This window comes from Burkholderia sp. BCC0398 (assembly GCF_902833245.1).
Lineage (GTDB): Bacteria > Pseudomonadota > Gammaproteobacteria > Burkholderiales > Burkholderiaceae > Burkholderia > Burkholderia sola.
The window spans coordinates 697,542-714,446 of sequence record NZ_CADFEM010000001.1 but is presented as its reverse complement, the minus strand read 5'-3'; the positions used below and the strand labels follow the sequence as shown (position 1 = coordinate 714,446).

Below are 16,905 nucleotides of genomic sequence, written 5' to 3'. Positions count from 1 at the left end.
GAAGAAGCGGCGCAAAAATTAGGATGTGTCTTATTATTAAAAAAACCGAGCTGTCGCTCGTTTCCAATTTTTTGCATTGCCGGTTTACTCGTCGATAAAGGCCGTGATATTTTCTGCCGCCTGAGTCGGATATCGGGCCGCGCATATTCGACTCGGTCGTTCGTCGATGCACGTTGCGGGGTTCCGCATGGGCGATAAGGACGACGGAGCATCCTTGAGTCGTGGGTGCGTGTCGCGGAGTCTTCAAGCTTCCTGAAATAAGGAGAACGAATTGGATAGCTTTCAGCGAGAGATCCCGAAAAGCCGGGTGTCGATCACCCTCGATCTGCATACGGGTGGAGCGCAGAAGAAGGTCGAGTTGCCACTGAAGCTGCTGGTCGCCGGCGACTTCAGTGCCGGGCGCGAGCAGGCGCCGCTGGCCGAGCGCAAGAAGGTGAACATCGACAAGAACAACTTCGATGCCGTGCTGGCGGACTACGCGCCGGATCTCAGGATCGCCGCGGCCAATACGCTGGCCGGTGACGGTTCGGAACTGCCCGTCAACCTGTCGTTCCGGTCGATCAAGGATTTCGCGCCCGAGCAGGTCGCGCGCCAGATTCCCGAGCTGCAGGCGCTCCTCGCGATGCGCAATCTGCTGCGCGACCTGAAATCGAACCTGCTCGACAACGGGACGTTCCGCCGCGAGTTCGAGAAGGTGCTGAAGGACGACCGCCTGTCCGCGAAGCTGCGCGGCGAGCTCGCCCAGATCGCGACCGCCGCGACGCAGCCGGAAGGGCATGCGTGAACGAGGCCGGGCAAAGCGCGCATTCAGCGCATTCCGCAACATCGTAGCGATTCGATCGCAGACAGGATCCGAGATGAAATCCACTGAAACGCAGCAAACCGGCGCGACCGAGACCGTCGTGCTGGATGCCCCGCAGGGCGATGTCGACAGCGTCTATGCATCGCTGTGCAGCAAGATCAACCTGAAGCCGATCCGTGAAGCGCGCCCGCTCGAGGCGTTCCGCGACAACGACATGCTGTCCGAGGCGTCGGCCGACGAGCGCATCGCGCGCGGGATGGGCGCGTTCCTCGAACTCGTCGCGAAGACGAGCCAGCCGGTGGACCGGCTCGACAAATCGCTGCTCGACTTCCACATCGGCCAGATCGACCGGCAAATCGGCCGTCAGCTCGACGCCGTGATGCACACGTCGGAATTTCAGGCGCTCGAAGCACGCTGGCGCGGCCTGAAGATGCTCGTGAGCCGCACCGATTTCCGCAAGAACGCACGCATCGAGGTGCTCGACGTGTCGAAGGACGCGCTGCAGCGCGACTTCGAGGACACGCCCGAACTGATCCAGAGCGGCCTGTATCGCCTCACGTACATCGAGGAATACGACACGCCGGGCGGCCAGCCGATCAGCGCGATGATCAGCGACTTCGAGTTCGCGAATTCGCCGATGGACGTCGCGTTGCTGCGCAATATCTCGAAGGTGGCGGCTGCCGCCCATATGCCGTTCATCGGCTCGGTCGGGCCGACGTTCTTCGGCAAGCAGTCGATGGAGGAAGTCGCAGCGATCCAGGACATCGGCAACTACTTCGATCGCGCCGAATACATCAAGTGGAAGAGCTTCCGCGATACCGACGATGCGCGTTACGTCGGCCTGACGATGCCGCGCGTGCTCGGCCGCTTGCCATACGGCAAGGATACGGCGCCGGTGCGCGCGTTCAACTACGAGGAGGCCGTCAAGGGCCCCGACCACGACAAGTACCTGTGGATGAATGCGTCGTTCGCGTTCGCGGCGAACATGGTGCGCAGCTTTGTTAGCAACGGCTGGTGCGTGCAAATCCGCGGGCCGCAGGCGGGCGGCAAGGTCGAGGATCTGCCGGTTCACCTGTACGACCTCGGCACCGGTCACCAGCCGAAGATCCCGACCGAGGTGCTGATCCCTGAAACCCGTGAATTCGAGTTCGCGAATCTCGGCTTCATCCCGCTGTCGTTCTACAAGAACCACGACTTCGCGTGCTTCTTCTCCGCGAACTCGGCGCAGAAGCCCGCGCTGTACGAGACCCGGGAAGCGACCGCGAACAGCCGCATCAACGCACGGCTGCCGTACATCTTCCTGCTGTCGCGCATCGCGCACTACCTGAAGCTGATCCAGCGCGAAAACATCGGCACGACGAAGGATCGCCGTCTGCTCGAACTCGAGCTGAACAACTGGATCAAGGGGCTCGTGACCGAGATGAAGGATCCGGGCGACGAACTGCAGGCGTCGCATCCGCTGCGCGAGGCGAAGGTCACGGTCGAGGACATCGAGGACAACCCGGGCTTCTTCCGGATCAAGCTGTTCATCGTTCCGCACTTCCAGGTCGAAGGGATGGATATCGGGCTGTCGCTCGTGTCGCAGATGCCGAAGTCCAAGAACTGATCTGACGTTAGTCGCAGTGGCGCCGGGGTGGACAGGGGCACCCCGGCGTGCCGTGCAGTCGCGCAACCGAGAGATTCCATGTCGATGATTCTGCCTTCGCAGGCTTATGAATTGAAGCTCGCGCCGCATCCGGCGCCGTTCTCGATCCTGAAGTTCAGCGGGCTGGACCGCGTGAGCCAGCTCTATCGATACGACATCGAATTCACCAGTCCGGCGGCCGGGATTCCGATGGACCAGGTACTGGGCAGGCCGGCGAAATTCGTGGTCGATCCGGTCGATCCCGACATGGACTATCTTCGGAAGATGTTCGGGGAAAATGCCGCGCAGTTCAGTGCCAAGCCGAGTGCGTATACGGTCCATGGCGTCATCACGCAGTTCGACGAACTGGAGACATCGGCGGACGAAACCCGCTACCGCGTCGTGCTGGAGCCGACGCTGGCGGATCTCGCCCGCGGCGTGACGAGCCGCTTGTTTCAGAAGCAGTCGGTCGACGAGATCGTGACCGGCACGTTGCGACATTACGGTTACCGCGCGGGCGTGGACTTTCGGTTCCAGTTGCGCGGGCAATACAAGCGCCGCGAATACGTGACGCAGTATCACGAGACGACGTTCGCGTTCATTCAGCGCATTTGTGCGGAAGAGGGCATCTGGTTTCGCTGGGAGCAGAAGAAGGATCGTGCGGTGGTCGTGTTCGGCGACGATCTGGATGCCTATGCGCGCAAGCAGCGAACGGTGCCGTATCGACGGGAATCGGGGCTGGAGAGTGTCGGTTCGGATGCGATCAAGACGCTAGGACGCGAGATGAAGCGCGTGCCGGAGGCGGTGCGGCTGCATGACTACAACCATCGGCAGGCCGGCGTATCGCTGCTGGTCGAGGAAAACGCGGCGCGCGACGACACGACGACACATTCGGTCGATTATCGCTGGGGCGAACATTACGAGACGCCCGAAGAGGGGAAGCGCATTGCGCGGTTGCGGCATGAAGCCTATCTGGCCGGGCAGATCACGTTCAAGGGGACCGGCAATCCGTTCTGGCTCGAGGCGGGCGAGGTGATGCGTGTCGAGCCGAAGCCGGCCGATGCGAAACATGGGGTCTTCGTTACGTCGGTCGAGTCGCACGGCGGGCGTAACGAGTCGTACTGGGTGGCGTTCGAAGGGATTCCGTCGGATCGTGTATGGCGCACGTCGATGGGCTCGATTTCGCGACCGGTGGTCGACGGGATCCTGCCGGCGCGGATTACGTCGCCAGGCAACTACAAGTATGCGTATCTGACCGAGCAGGGCTGGTACGTGATCAAGCTGCCGTTCGATCTCGATGAATGGAGCCCCGGTGGGACGAGCCGGCCGGTGCGGTTTGCGAAGCCGTACAGCGGCGACAACTACGGGCATCACTTTCCGTTGATCGACGGGGCGGAGGTGGCGATCGTCCATACGGACGGCGATCCGAACCGACCGGTGATCATCGGCGCAATGCATGACAGCGTGCATCCGGATCTGGTCAATAACCTGAACCATACGCGGAATCTGATTCGGACGGCTGCGCGCAATGAGTTGCGGATGGAGGACAAGGAGGGCGTCGAGCATATTCATCTGACGACGCCCACCCAGACGAGTGAGCTGAATCTAGGGCATATGGTCGACGATGCCCGCCACGAACGCGGCCAAGGCGCCGAGCTACGTACCGACGGGCATCTTGCCGCGCGTGGTCCGAAGGGCATGCTGTTGAGTACCGAGGCGCAGGTGGGCGCTGCCGGGCACCAACTCGACATGAAGGACGCGCACGCGCAGTTGCAGCGGGCGATCGATCGCATGGAGTCCCTTTCCGAGGCGGTACGTGCGGCGGAGGCGACCGTCGCGGAGTTGCAGCAACAGAAGTCGTTCTATGCGGAAGCGCTGGATGGTTTGAAGCGTGCCGCCATTCTGGCGAGCGCACCGTCAGGTATCGGCCTCACGTCCGGCGAGCATTTGCAGCTCAATGCGGACCGGAATCTGATCGCGACGGCCGGCGGGAATTTCGACGTCGGCGTCATGCGCAACTTCACGGTTGCGGCCGGGAAGCAGGTATCGCTTTTCGCACAAGCACAGGGCGTGCGGGTGACGGCCGCCAAACAGGACGTTGTCGTTCAGGCCCGTACGGGAGCGATGGCGCTGTCGGCGTCGAAGGACCTGAACTTCACTAGTAGTGAGGGTGCGATTCTCGCGGCCTCGCGCGGTGCGCTGACACTCGCCAGTGGTGGCGCCTACCTCAAGATCGACGGCGGCAATATCGAGCTCGGATGCCCGGGGGATATCACGCTCAAATGCGGAAATTTCCATTGGACCGGCCCAGCGTCGCTTGACACCCGTCTGCCGAATATGCCCATTGGGCCATGCAAGGAGTGCCTGCTGGATGCGCACCGTGGTGTCGAAGCGATGACGGAGGTCGCTTGATGGCCGGAACCGGACGTGCGACCCCAACCCGAGAGTCGGACGCGGGATGGGAGGCGTGGCGTGATCGATTGGTAGCGCAATTCGACACGTTCGACGTGGACGGCGTTGCGGCGTACCTGTACATGCTCGCCGATGCGCGTGCCAATCCGGGGCTCGACAAACTGCTCGTCCAGGTGCCGCTGCTCGAATGGGAGTCGCTCTGGGGCGGCAGCGTTCTCGAGTCCTATACGGACATCGCCCCGTATCTGATCGGGATCGATCGCTTTGCATTCGATGATTCGCGCGACCTCGGCAGCCGGCTTGTCCGGCGACTTTGGAGAGAGTCGAGCGGACGGCACATGCTGACGTGGATATGGTCGCCATTTCCCATTCGGTCACTGGCCGCGCATTTTCGCTCGTTCTGCCGTTACTCGACGCCCGACAAGCGCGCGTACTTTCTGCATTTCTACGATAACCGGATTCTTGCCCGGTTACGAGGAGTCTGGAGCGCAGAACAGGCTCAGGCGTTTCTGTCGCCATGTGTCGAGATATGGCATCGCGATCGTGATTCGAACGAGATCGTCTGGCGCAACGATGCCGGTGTCGCCGATGCAGTCGTCGACGCAGAGCAGGTGATGACGATCGAGCAGCACATGACGTTGCTGCATCTCGGCCGTGCCGACAAGCTTGCGATGCAGTTGCGCACGATGTATGGCGCGATGCTCGACGATTTTACGGATCTGGCGCTCTACCGCCGTATTTCGGAACAGCTCGAACGTGCTGGCCGATACCGTATAGCCGACGATGACGATCTCTTGAACTACGTTTCAAAGGGCGTCGTTATTTCGCCGCGGTTCGATGAGCATCCGGTGATCCGGGGCAGATTGGAGCGCGCGATGAGCGGTGAGCAGACGTTTCGAGAGGCATTGAGTGATATCGACGCGGAGGTATTGCGGGAGACGGCTCGCATCGCGTCGGATTCGGACGAGGCGGGAGGAACGTCGCGTGATTAGTCGGCTTTTCATCCTATTGGTTCTGGCGCTGGCGCTAACCGGCTGCGATGCATTTTCCTCCGAGCCGACCTACCGTGGTGTCAGCATCATGGGGCTCAACTACACGCCGTTCAATCTGAGCGGGTTCACGATTCGCGACAAGTATGGCAACAGAGCGGGTGGAGGAGGTGATCTGCCGCCGGGTACGGGCGCGGGAAGACTGAGTTGTTGCTACAAGCTGAAGGGGACGGAATTCACGGTTGAGTGGGAGATATATGACCAGGATGAGTTCATGAAGGATCCGTATGCACCGATCAAGAAGATCCACAAGACGACCGCGGTGAAGTTTCCACCGACAGAAATCAAAGGTGGGGCGGGGGAGGACGTATTGGCCGTGCACTTTTATCCGGACGATCACATCGAGTTCGAGATTCGGAACGACATGAGCGGGACGAGGATTGACTACACGGAAATCGATTACTGGCTTCAAACCAAATACGGGAAGGCGGCGAACCCTGACGACGCCGACATGGCCGTCGCCTATCGACGCACGGCGCGTATCGCGGCGCAGGGCTGGTTGAAGTATCGCCTAGCCGATACGACAGATTTGGAGCAGTACGTGTACTACAGACAGATCGTTAATCCGAAATTCGATGAGCATCCAGCGGTGCAACGGATTCTGAAGGAGACGAGCGGCAAGCCAGGCGCCTTTGGTGTTGCGATGCAGAGCTTGCCAGACACCGTCGTGCAAGAGATCAAGCGGGGCCGCTTTGATTAGACATCGACACGAGCACGAGATTCTCTATTCGAAAAGGCGCCCTTCTTGATCGTCAGACCGTGTTTGCGAGTCGAAGTCTGCGTGTTACGTCGGATTGTGTCCTTGAATTCGGGGTGTTTCAGCAATGATTAAACGGGTTGTCGTCTTCCTCGCTGCCGCATTGACGTTGGGTGGCTGTGATGCATTTTCCGCCGAGCCGATCTACCGTGGTGTCAGCATCATGGGGCTCAACTACACGCCGTTCAATCTGAGCGAGTTCACAATTCGCGACAAATATGGCAACAGAGCCAGCGGAGGAGGTGACCTGCCGCCGGGTACGGGCGCGGGAAGCCTCAGTTGTTGCTACAAGCTGAAGGGGACGGAATTCACTGTCGAGTGGGAGATATATGACCAGGATGAGTTCATGAAGGATCCGTACGCGCCGATCAAGACGATCCACAAGACGACCGAGGTGAAGTTCCCGCCGACAAAAGTCAAAGGTGGGGCGGGGGAGGACGTGCTGGCCGTACACTTTTATCCGGACGATCACATCGAGTTCGAGATTCGGAACGACATGAGCGGGACGAGGATCGCCTATACAAAAGTGGACCACTTGTTTCAGACCAAATACGGGAAGGCGGCGAACCCTGACGATGCCGACATGGCTGTCGCCTATCGGCGCACGGCACGAATTGCGGCCCAGGGCTGGCTGAAGTATCGCCTGACCGACACGACAGATCTCGTGCAGTACGTGTACTACAGACAGATCGTTAATCCGAAATTCGATGAGCATCCAGCGGTGCAACGGATTCTGAAGGAGACGAGCGGCAAGCCAGGCGCCTTTGGTGTTGCGATGCAGAGCTTGCCAGACACCGTCGTGCAAGAGATCAAGCGAGGTCGCTTTGATTAGACATCGACACGAGCACGAGATTCTCTATTCGAAAAGGCGCCCTTCTTGATTGTCAGGTCGTGTTCGCGAGTCGGAGTCCGTGTGTTACGTCGGATTGTGTTCTTGATTTTCAGGTGTTTAAGCAATGATTAAACGGATTATCGTCTTCCTCGCTGCCGCATTGACGTTGGCTGGCTGCGACGCATTTTCCTCCGAGCCGACCTACCGTGGTGTCAGCATCATGGGGCTCAACTACACGCCGTTCAATCTGAGCGAGTTCACAATTCGCGACAAGTATGGCAACAGAGCGGGTGGAGGGGGTGACTTGCCACCGAGTGCTGGTGCCGGAAGCCTAACTTGTTGCTACAAGCTGAAGGGGACGAAATTCACGGTTGAGTGGGAAGTCTACGACGCGGATGAAGCGATTAAAGATCTGTACGCGCCGATCAAGAAGATCCACAAGACGACCGAGGTGAAGTTTCCGCCGACAAAAGTCAAAGGTGGGGCGGGGGAGGACGTGCTGGCCGTACACTTTTATCCGGACGATCACATCGAGTTCGAGATTCGGAACGACATGAGCGGGACGAGGATCGATTACACGGAGGTTGACGACTGGCTTCAAACAAAATACGGGAGGGCGGCGAATCCGGACGACGACGACATGTTCGTGGCTTATAGACGCACGGCTCGAATCGCGGCGCAGGGCTGGCTGAAGTATCGCCTGACCGACACGGTGGATCTGGAGCAGTACGTGTACTACAGGCAGCTTGTTAATTCCAAATTCGATGAGCATCCAGTGGTGCAACGGATCCTGAAAGAGACGAAAGGCAAGCCGGGCGCCTTTGGTGCTGCGATGCAGAGCTTGCCGGACACCGTCGTGCAAGAGATCAAGCGAGGTCGTTTTGATTAGACATCGACACGAGCATGAGATTCGCTATTCGAAAAGACGCCCCTCTTGATCGTCAGACCGTGGTTGCGAGTCGAAGTCTGCGTGTTACGTCGGATTGTGTCCTTGAATTCGGGGTGTTTCAGCAATGATTAAACGGGTTGTCGTCTTCCTCGCTGCCGCATTGACGTTGGGTGGCTGTGATGCATTTTCCGCCGAGCCGATCTACCGTGGTGTCAGCATCATGGGGCTCAACTACACGCCGTTCAATCTGAGCGAGTTCACAATTCGCGACAAATATGGCAACAGGGCGGGCGGAGGGGGAGATTTGCCGCCGGGCGCTGGAGCCGGACGGTTGAGTTGCTGCTACAAGCTGAAGGGGACCGAATTCACGGTTGAGTGGGAGATATATGACCAGGATGAGTTCATGAAGGATCCGTACGCGCCGATCAAGACGATCCACAAGACGACCGAGGTGAAGTTTCCGCCGACAAAAGTCAAAGGCGGGGCGGGGGAGGACGTGCTCGCCGTGCATTTTTATCCAGATGATCACATCGAGTTCGAGATTCGGAACGACATGAGCGGGACGAGGATATCTTATGCAGAAGTCTATCACTGGTTTAGAAAAAAATATGGGAAAGCGGCTGACGGCGATGACGTAGATATGGCTATCGCGTTCAGGCAGATAGCGCGTATTGCAGCACAAGGAGTGGTTAGGTATCACCTGACTGATACCGCAGATCTGGAACAGTATGTCTACTACGTGAAACTCGTTAATCCTGAGTTCGATCGGCATCCGGCCGTTCGAAAAATACTGCTGGAGACGCGGGGCAAGCCCGGTGCGTTTGGTGCAGCGATGCAGAACTTGCAGGACACCGTTGTTCAGGAAATCAAGAAAGGTCGCTTTGAGCGAGGTGTGGAAGGTGGAAAATAAAGCCAACAAGGCCGTCGTCGGGCCGGAAGATCGAACTCCGGCGGAAGTGCGTGCTGCAATCGGGGAAAAGGGGAAAGCGTATCCCCATGACGAATGTATTCCATGTGGAGCGGTGATACACGTCGGATTTTTCTTCGACGGATTTGGCCGTCACCGCGACCACGATGACAAGAGCACCTCTCGATATTCAAACATTTGTCGACTCTGGGAAGCTCATCGTGAAAACAAGGACCGCCGTCAGCGGCGGGAACCAAACCAGTTTTGGTATCGATTTTATTATTCTGGACTGGGAACGGAGCTGAACAAGGATGCTCGAGAGGGTCAAATCGTGTCCGCAGCATTCAAGCTCGGAAGGCAGGGCGCCGATGCAGCCGCTTCAATCGCAGTTGGTGTCGGCGAGAGCGTGACCGGCGTGAAACGGCTTCCTATCAACCCGCAAGACACTATCACCGAAGGATTCAAGAAGGGTCTCAAGGAGTTTTCGTTTCGGCCGGTCGTGCAGTCTTTCAAAGACCTGGTCAACTCCGTCGAATCCGTGCCCCGCAATATCGGCCGAGTGTTGCAACTGCAGCGTGACAACCGCTGGGTTCGACGCGGTCGTGCTGCCACGCGCGCGGTTCTTTACGATGCGAAGAAGAATTTTCCGTCCATCGCGCAAAGCGCCGCCAAGTCGGTGTTCTTTGGCGTGGTGATCGATTCGATTCCGTGGTTTCGTGACAACCGCGCTGTCGCGCGAGTTTTCGGAACGGGCGTCGATGATCGGCTGGCGGCCGCGATGAAGCAGTTCGAGATCGCAATCGACGACGTCAGGCAGAAAATGCCTAAGATCCAGCGGATCCAGGTATCCATCTTCGGCGCCGATCGCGGTTGTGTTCTCGCCCGGGCGCTGGCGAACGAACTGACCCAACGCTATAAGCGTCCGAGCGAGGCGACATTGGCCTTTGTCGATCCGAAGGATTCGAACCAGACGGCGATTCCGATCGAAATCAAGTTCATGGGGCTGCTCGACGCCGTATCGTCGGTGATGGAGGAGAACAAGCTGCTGGGGATCGTGCCGATTCTCGGCCTGCTCAAACAGAACTACGGAGATCGCGCTCTCGCGGTACCGGCGTCCGTGCAGCGATGCGTGCATTTTGCGGCAGCTCATGAGCTGCGCTTCTATCAGCGGCTCGATAGCCTCGAGAACACGCGCGGCCTTCAATATCTCTATCCGGGAACGAGTGAAGACATCACCGGCGGAGCGCCGCCAGGATCGCTTGGGGCACGCGCGGAACTTCAGCGCGTCGCGTTGCGCGACATGCTCAATGAAGCGGTATCGCATGGTGTCGTCATGGACACCATGGAAGATTTGGCTAAATTTAAACCCGATGTGTTTCGGCGATTCACTCTCGCAAACCCCATCCCCGACGGAAAATCCACCTACAAAATCGGAGAATTGATCGACGCCTACCGTCAGATGGTCCCCTACGTCGCACGTTTGAATTTCGTCGAACATATGCAGATATTCCTGCGCTGGATGGCGGTTCGCTACCAGTCCCCCGAGTTTCGCGCAACCGTAACGAGCCGCTTCGACGATCTCGCGTCCCGGCACCGGGAGCGGCTGAAGGAGCGCAACGAAGCCGAGGCGGCCTACGTTGCATTACGCAACCAGCGACCACCGGCAGATAGCGTGACGCTCAACATAGCTTTGGCTCGCTGGCAGGATTCGGTCCTGCCGGAGATGCTTTCCAATCGCGATGCAGGTATCGAGAAGAATCGCCCTTCGGTAGGCGTCTGGGATCGCATCCAAAGCGAATCCGAAGAGTTGATGCGACGCGAATCCCGACAAGCCGGCCTTCAAAAATCGGCAGATCTTATCCGTGAAAAGGCTCAAGACGGTTCATTACCGTGGGACGCGGACCCGGAGTTCAGCGCATCGATGATCGAGGCCTGGATGATGACGCCGGAAGAGGAGACGCTGATCCAGGCATGGAAGATGGGCCTGAGCGGCAAGAACCCGCTGCCGCCCAAGGTCATGGCGCTGTTCGACCTGCTGGTTCACGACACGATGCTGACGAGCTGGCACGACCACGTGCTGTCGTCGAACCTGTACTTCCAGACACGAGCGATCGACACGTTCGGAACCAGCGATTACGTCGAAGAGGACAAGAAGCGCAAGCGCGACGAAAAGCACGGCGAGCGCGTCAGGCAGGCCAGCGAGGCGATGAAGCCTGCCGGCCGGGTGCCAGGGCGCCTATAACCAACATCAATCGCTTGCTGTCGAACTGCAGTGGCGATACCAGTTCAATTCGGGGATACACATGGCGGGCATCATTCGCGTCGGAGACACTCATACCGGCGAAGGCCACGTAACGGCTGGCTCGGCGACGTGCTTTTTCATGGGGCGTCCGCTTGCTCGACTCCACGATCCGGTGACCTGTCCGCGCCACGGCGACAACCGTATCGCAACCGCGACCTCGGGCGCATTCGATGACGGTCGCGAAGTCGCTCAGCACGATGACTTGTGTGCGTGCGGTTGCCGGTTGATTTCTTCTCTTCCGAATAGCGGGCGCCGTTAAGCAATGGCACTGGATTTCTCGTCCCTCCCGCCGGAGAAGCCGGTTCCTGATGAATCGCCGTCGCGGGTTCTCTGGGCTGCGGTGTTCATCGTGCTCACGGCGGTCGGGGTATTGGCTGTGCTGATGCTCTGGCCGAAGGATGAGCCGACTCACACGCCATGGTTCTGGATATGCGTGTCCGTATATCCGACGGGTTTTTCCGCCTTCGTCGTCTCCCGGCGATATCGGGCATACGAACTCGAACGCGCGAAAGTCCAGGCCTGGAACGATGCAAGCAGGAAGTACAACGCGCAGGCTTTTGCGCGAGAGAGCGTGCCGATGCTTGTCCTGGCAGCGGCTGCACGTGTAACCGCAGACGATACGGACAATGGTATCGACCCGATCGTCGATGGCGCGATGAAGTTGCGTGCCAAGGCTTCGGAGCGGCAAGCAAACGAATCGGTTTCGGCAAGATGGTTCGAGCCGATTGAAGCCCGCCTGGCCGCTGACGATGCGGAACGTCAGGATCAGGTTCTTGAATGGTTGTACGAGCGACTCATCGACGACTTGCATGAAACCTTGAACGCGCTTCCTGCGGATCTGCCACTGCGCGTCTTGCTCGACATTTCCGGCTATGTCGGAGAGTCCGACGTGGTCGAGCAATGGCGGGAAGAATGGAGGCGTCACACGTTGCGCTTCGCCAGAACGGACCGAGCGCCCGAATCGCTCGATTTGATGACGGTCGATTCCTGGCTTGACGATCGGAACGGGCCGTTGCATCAGCATGCGGTGTTACTCGTATCCATAGCGCTCGGCACAGTGATTGCCGAGTCGCCGGCGCCCGGTTCAGCCGAGGCCGGGGTGGGATTGCTGCTGGTTTCCGAGACCCTGGCATCGCGCTTCGAGTTGCGACCGATCGCTGCATTCCACCGTCCCCGGCGAGCCGGTAATGACGATCCTGGCCATGCACTGACCTATGGGATTCGTTGGGGCGGTACCGCGCCGGATGACATCGGAGCGCTGTGGACGAGCGGATTCGACAGCCGAACGGCCGGTTCCTTGCGCACGGCGTTACGCACGGGCAATCCGGAAGGGGAAAACGACGAAGCGGTGCCAGAGTTCGAACTCGATCGAATCGTCGGCAAGGCGGGGGCCTCAGCCGGATGGCTTGCCGCAGCTTGTGCAACGTACGTCGCCGGTCAAGCGCCAAAGCCGCAACTGGTCGCACAGCGCGACGAAAACCATGTGTTCATCGCTGTCGTGACGACCTTGGATAACGCATCAACAACACACGCATTTCCGCATGAACCGGATATTCAAAATTGACCTGTTCGGGGCCATTGTTTTTGTCGTCCTTCCTGGGCTGATCGTATGGATGCGACCGCACTGGGTTGGGATAACCGAGGCGGATCGAGGGTTGGCGCTCGTCATTTTGTGCGCCATATTCGTGGCACTCTTGTTGATTTTCAGCTTCAGCGATTCGTCTCGGCCGGCGAATGGCTGGCGCGCCGTGAAGAAATGGGTCAAGGATCACACGCGTCGCACGGCGGCTCCGTCGGGAAGCGATTCGGCGGTTAATGCCGCGACGCGAGCCGAATCGTTGAAGCAGGTCCAGAGCGAGAGGCATGGCTGGCGATGGCGCTATCGCGATCGGTGGGTGCTTGTCGCCGGCGACTATCCGCTTGTCCGGCGGCTCGCGCCGGGGTTGGCCGATACCGGCTACGCGATTCTCGGCAATACGGTCGTGTTGTATGCGCGGCAAATCGACGACAAACTCGACACGGAATGGCTTGATCAGATTCGTCGCTTGCGCCGTCGTCGTCCGATCGACGCGATTGTGGCCATTACCCGTCACCGGAGTTCCGGCGATGCGTCGTTTGACGTGGACGAACTCGCTGCACGGCTTGCTCGCCACGCGCGCATGTTATGTTGGGCCGCACCGGCGTATCTGCTGGATGTGACGGATTTCGGCAGCGACCGGGCCGGCCCGGATGAAGCGATGGGCTTCATATGGGCGAACTCAAGCGTGAGCGGTGAGATGATTGACGAATCGCTGGGCAATCTCGTCGACAATCTGTCGGACATCGGTGTCGTGCGCCTCGCAGTGAATGCCGATGATCGTTACCCTGCCGAGCTGGCGCAACATGTCTCGAGGTTGCGCGGAGCGCTATCTGACCTGCTGCACCGAACCGCTGAATCCTCTGTTTCGAGGCATACGCTTCACGGGGTGATGTTTGCGCCGTTATTCAAAGAGCGGGCGCCGCAGTCTCCGGATTTCGATCTGCCGAGTGGCGATTCGAATGATGGCGACCCGGCGATCGACCCTCAACACCGAACCCTCTGGCAAACCATCGCCGACCACAGCCGCAAGGTCCACGGCCGCCGCGTTGGCTTTTCACTGTCGACCACCGCAGCCTGGATGACGATGGCCCTGATCAGTTGCTGGTTTGCCGGCACGATGCTGTCCGGTTTCTCCAACCGCGCAACGATCGGAAGCGCAACGGATACGGCTACCAAGCTCACCGGGCCCCTGAACCCGACGCAGTCGCTGCAAACGCTTACCGACCTCGGCCGGCAAATGGATACGCTCGAAATCCACCAGCGTAGCGGTGCGCCTTTGATCGCCCGTTTCGGCTTGAACCGCGACCACGCGCTGCTCGACGCCCTTTGGCCTTACTACGCCGGTGCCGCGAACCGCATCCTCGTCGGCCCGATTCGCCAGAAGCTCGACGCGAGGCTGCATCAGCTTGCGTCGCTGTCCGACGCGGAAATCGCCAGCGGCGGCGATGCTCAGGTACAGGCCGCTTACGATACGCTCAAGACCTACATGATGCTCGCCAAACCCGCGCGGGCAGTGGCTGCATTCCTGCTGCCGCAACTTGTCGCGACGTCTGCACCCGAACGCCCGACTCATTCGCAGCTGTCGAAGGGTAGCTGGGAAGACCTGCGTCAGCAAGCGATCGCGTTCTTCGCCAACCACGTTGGACGTGGCGCTGCATCCAGCCAAGCCGCGTTGGCGATTGTTCCGGATGGCAACCTGGTCGCGTCTACCCGACAGACGATCATAAGTGTCCGGGGTATTCAGAACTCCGGGGACGCGATCTACCAACAGATCATCGACGAAGCGACACCGAAATACCCGCCGCTATCACTCGCGACGCTGCTCGGCGACGCGGCGTCGCAATCCTCCGCGGGCGGTGCAACGAGTCGTGGCCTGTTCGGCACGACCGCGACCGTGCCCGGCGTATTCACACGTGCTGCGTGGGAGGAGCGAATCTCGAAGGCAATCGACGAAGCCGGCGAGCAACGCGATGTGGCAAGCGACTGGGTGCTCTCCGACACCAAGGTAGCCAATGCATCCCCGTCGACATTGAAGGGCGAACTGCGCCAGCGCTATTTCGACGACTACGCGCGGGCATGGGCGCTCTTCCTCAACAGCCTGCGCTGGCAACCTGCGCCGACGCTGTCGGCCACTGCCGACCAGTTGACGCTGCTCGGCGATCCGCAACGCTCGCCGCTCGTCGCGTTGATGAGTGCGATCGCGTATCAGGCGGGAACGGGAGCCAACGCCCAATCGCTGTCCGACACGCTGGTCAGCAAGGCACAGCAACTGATCGGCGCGGACGAAAAGGATCCGTCGAAGCAGGCCAAGCCTCAACTGGCGCCACTTGCCGCCGCATTCGGTCCGATCCTGCGTCTGACCGGTAGTGATCTCGCTTCAGGGGCGCCATCCGGCGGCAAGGGGAACGCCCCGCCGGCAGCAACCGGCGACCTGAGCCTGGCCCGCTATCTGGAGCGGATCACGGCCATGCGCCTGAAGACATCGCAGATCGTCTCCAGTCCGGATCCGGATGCGCTTGCACGCCTGGCCGCGCAATCCGTGCTGCAGGGCAAGACGTCCGATATCGCCGACAGTCGCGATTACGCGAGTCGTGTCGCTGCGAGCCTCGGCGAACAATGGTCGGGCTTCGGCGCATTGTTCCGCGCGCCGTTCGATCAGTCGTGGCAGGTCATCGTGCAGCCTGCCGCGTCGAGCCTGAACGAAATCTGGCGCACCGTGATCCTCGCTGACTGGAACAAGGCGTTCGGTGGCCGCTACCCATTCGCGGATTCCGACAACGACGCATCGCTGCCCGAGATGGCGCGTTTCATGCGTCCGGATAGTGGCGTGATCGCGCAGTTCGTGACGTCGCAACTGGCCGGTGTCGTCGAACGGCAGGGCGACCGATGGGTCGCCTCGCAAGGGGCCGATTCCGGCGCATTGACGATCGATCCGGCGTTTCTCAACGGCCTGAACAAGCTCGCGCGCACGTCGATGGTTCTATTCCCGTCCGGCGACGCACGCGTGCGTTACGAACTGCGGGCCGAGCCGACGCCGGGCGTCACCGACATGAGATTCGTGCTGTCCGGCCGCGAACTGCATTACTTCAACCAGAAGCAGGAATGGACGCCGTTCGAATGGCCGGGACAATCGCTCGAGAACCTGTCACATATCGAATGGCAGACGGAGCAGGGCGGGTTGCGCACCGCACTCGATTCGCAGGGGCGCTTCGGTCTCGTTCGGTTGCTGGAGCGCGCGAAGGTCGTACAGCAGGACAACGCGCGCTATTTGCTGACCTGGACGCCAGACACGAGCCAGGGTATCCCGCTCAAGGTGCAATTGCGCAGCGAAGCCGGCGGTGGTCCGCTCGATGTTCTCCAGTTGCGGAATTTCGTGTTGCCGGCACGTATTTTCGTGACGGGATCGGCAAATGCCGGGGTTCGGGTATCGGCAAGCGGCCCGCCGCCGCTGCCGATGTCGGCGATCGAGGCCGCGAAGCATGCAGCCGTGCCATTGCCACCGGGGGTGCCGGGCGGAGGCGCCTTGCCGGACGCCGTCATGCAGGCGACGACGGAGCAGGCATCCGGTCAGCGTACCGCGCTCGAACTTGCTCAGGCGAAAGCGCAGGTCACGGAGCGTGGAATGGCGAAACAAACGACTGTGCCGAAGGTCGCGATTTCGCCATTGGCGACCACGTCGGGACGTTCCGAATCCTCCTCCAGTCCGTTCGGACACGCCCTCAGCCTGCTGGGCGACGCATTCGTTTTTTGAG

At 60.0% G+C, this 16,905-nt stretch carries 12 protein-coding genes; all 12 read left to right on the top strand.

Annotated features, from left to right (window positions below; translation table 11 throughout):
• Nucleotides 1-271: 271 nt before the first annotated feature.
• The 12 genes from tssB (at nucleotide 272) to HWX76_RS03080 (ending at nucleotide 16,904) form a co-directional block, all read left to right on the top strand.
• The gene (tssB, locus tag HWX76_RS03135; RefSeq protein ID WP_050017873.1) at nucleotides 272-784 is read left to right on the top strand and encodes a type VI secretion system contractile sheath small subunit; all 513 of its coding nucleotides are present in this window, start codon (nucleotides 272-274) and stop codon (nucleotides 782-784) included.
• A 73-nt stretch (nucleotides 785-857) separates the two neighbouring features.
• Nucleotides 858-2,408 carry a type VI secretion system contractile sheath large subunit gene (gene tssC, locus HWX76_RS03130; protein ID WP_050017874.1) on the top strand — a complete coding sequence of 517 codons (1,551 nt, stop codon included), beginning with the start codon at nucleotides 858-860 and terminating at the stop codon, nucleotides 2,406-2,408.
• Between the two features lie 78 nt (nucleotides 2,409-2,486).
• Nucleotides 2,487-4,838, top strand: coding sequence for a type VI secretion system Vgr family protein (vgrG, locus tag HWX76_RS03125; protein WP_176015460.1), 2,352 nt, complete (start codon nucleotides 2,487-2,489; stop codon nucleotides 4,836-4,838).
• Entirely contained in the window at nucleotides 4,838-5,830 is a 993-nt protein-coding gene (locus HWX76_RS03120) for a DUF4123 domain-containing protein (protein ID WP_176015459.1), read from the top strand. The genes vgrG and HWX76_RS03120 overlap by 1 nt, the downstream gene beginning before the upstream one ends.
• Complete coding sequence (locus HWX76_RS03115) at nucleotides 5,823-6,587, top strand: DUF3304 domain-containing protein (protein WP_244137933.1); 765 nt, start codon at nucleotides 5,823-5,825, stop codon at nucleotides 6,585-6,587. The genes HWX76_RS03120 and HWX76_RS03115 overlap by 8 nt, the downstream gene beginning before the upstream one ends.
• A gap of 124 nt (nucleotides 6,588-6,711) precedes the next feature.
• Nucleotides 6,712-7,476 carry a hypothetical protein gene (locus HWX76_RS03110; RefSeq protein ID WP_176015458.1) on the top strand — a complete coding sequence of 255 codons (765 nt, stop codon included), beginning with the start codon at nucleotides 6,712-6,714 and terminating at the stop codon, nucleotides 7,474-7,476.
• 124 nt (nucleotides 7,477-7,600) lie between these two features.
• Nucleotides 7,601-8,365, top strand: a complete 765-nt coding sequence (locus tag HWX76_RS03105) for a DUF3304 domain-containing protein (RefSeq protein WP_176015457.1) — start codon at nucleotides 7,601-7,603, stop codon at nucleotides 8,363-8,365.
• A gap of 124 nt (nucleotides 8,366-8,489) precedes the next feature.
• The gene (locus tag HWX76_RS03100) at nucleotides 8,490-9,275 is read left to right on the top strand and encodes a hypothetical protein (RefSeq protein ID WP_176015456.1); all 786 of its coding nucleotides are present in this window, start codon (nucleotides 8,490-8,492) and stop codon (nucleotides 9,273-9,275) included.
• A complete protein-coding gene (locus HWX76_RS03095; protein ID WP_176015455.1) occupies nucleotides 9,265-11,514 on the top strand; it encodes a DUF2235 domain-containing protein in 2,250 nt (749 codons plus the stop codon). The genes HWX76_RS03100 and HWX76_RS03095 overlap by 11 nt, the downstream gene beginning before the upstream one ends.
• Nucleotides 11,515-11,575: 61 nt before the next feature.
• On the top strand, nucleotides 11,576-11,833 hold the full coding sequence (locus HWX76_RS03090) for a PAAR domain-containing protein (protein ID WP_080334375.1): 258 nt from the start codon (nucleotides 11,576-11,578) through the stop codon (nucleotides 11,831-11,833).
• A 3-nt stretch (nucleotides 11,834-11,836) separates the two neighbouring features.
• Nucleotides 11,837-13,138, top strand: a complete 1,302-nt coding sequence (locus HWX76_RS03085) for a hypothetical protein (protein ID WP_235356299.1) — start codon at nucleotides 11,837-11,839, stop codon at nucleotides 13,136-13,138.
• A complete protein-coding gene (locus HWX76_RS03080) occupies nucleotides 13,116-16,904 on the top strand; it encodes an ImcF-related family protein (protein WP_176015454.1) in 3,789 nt (1,262 codons plus the stop codon). Before HWX76_RS03085 ends, HWX76_RS03080 begins: the two co-directional genes overlap by 23 nt.
• Nucleotide 16,905 lies beyond the last annotated feature (1 nt).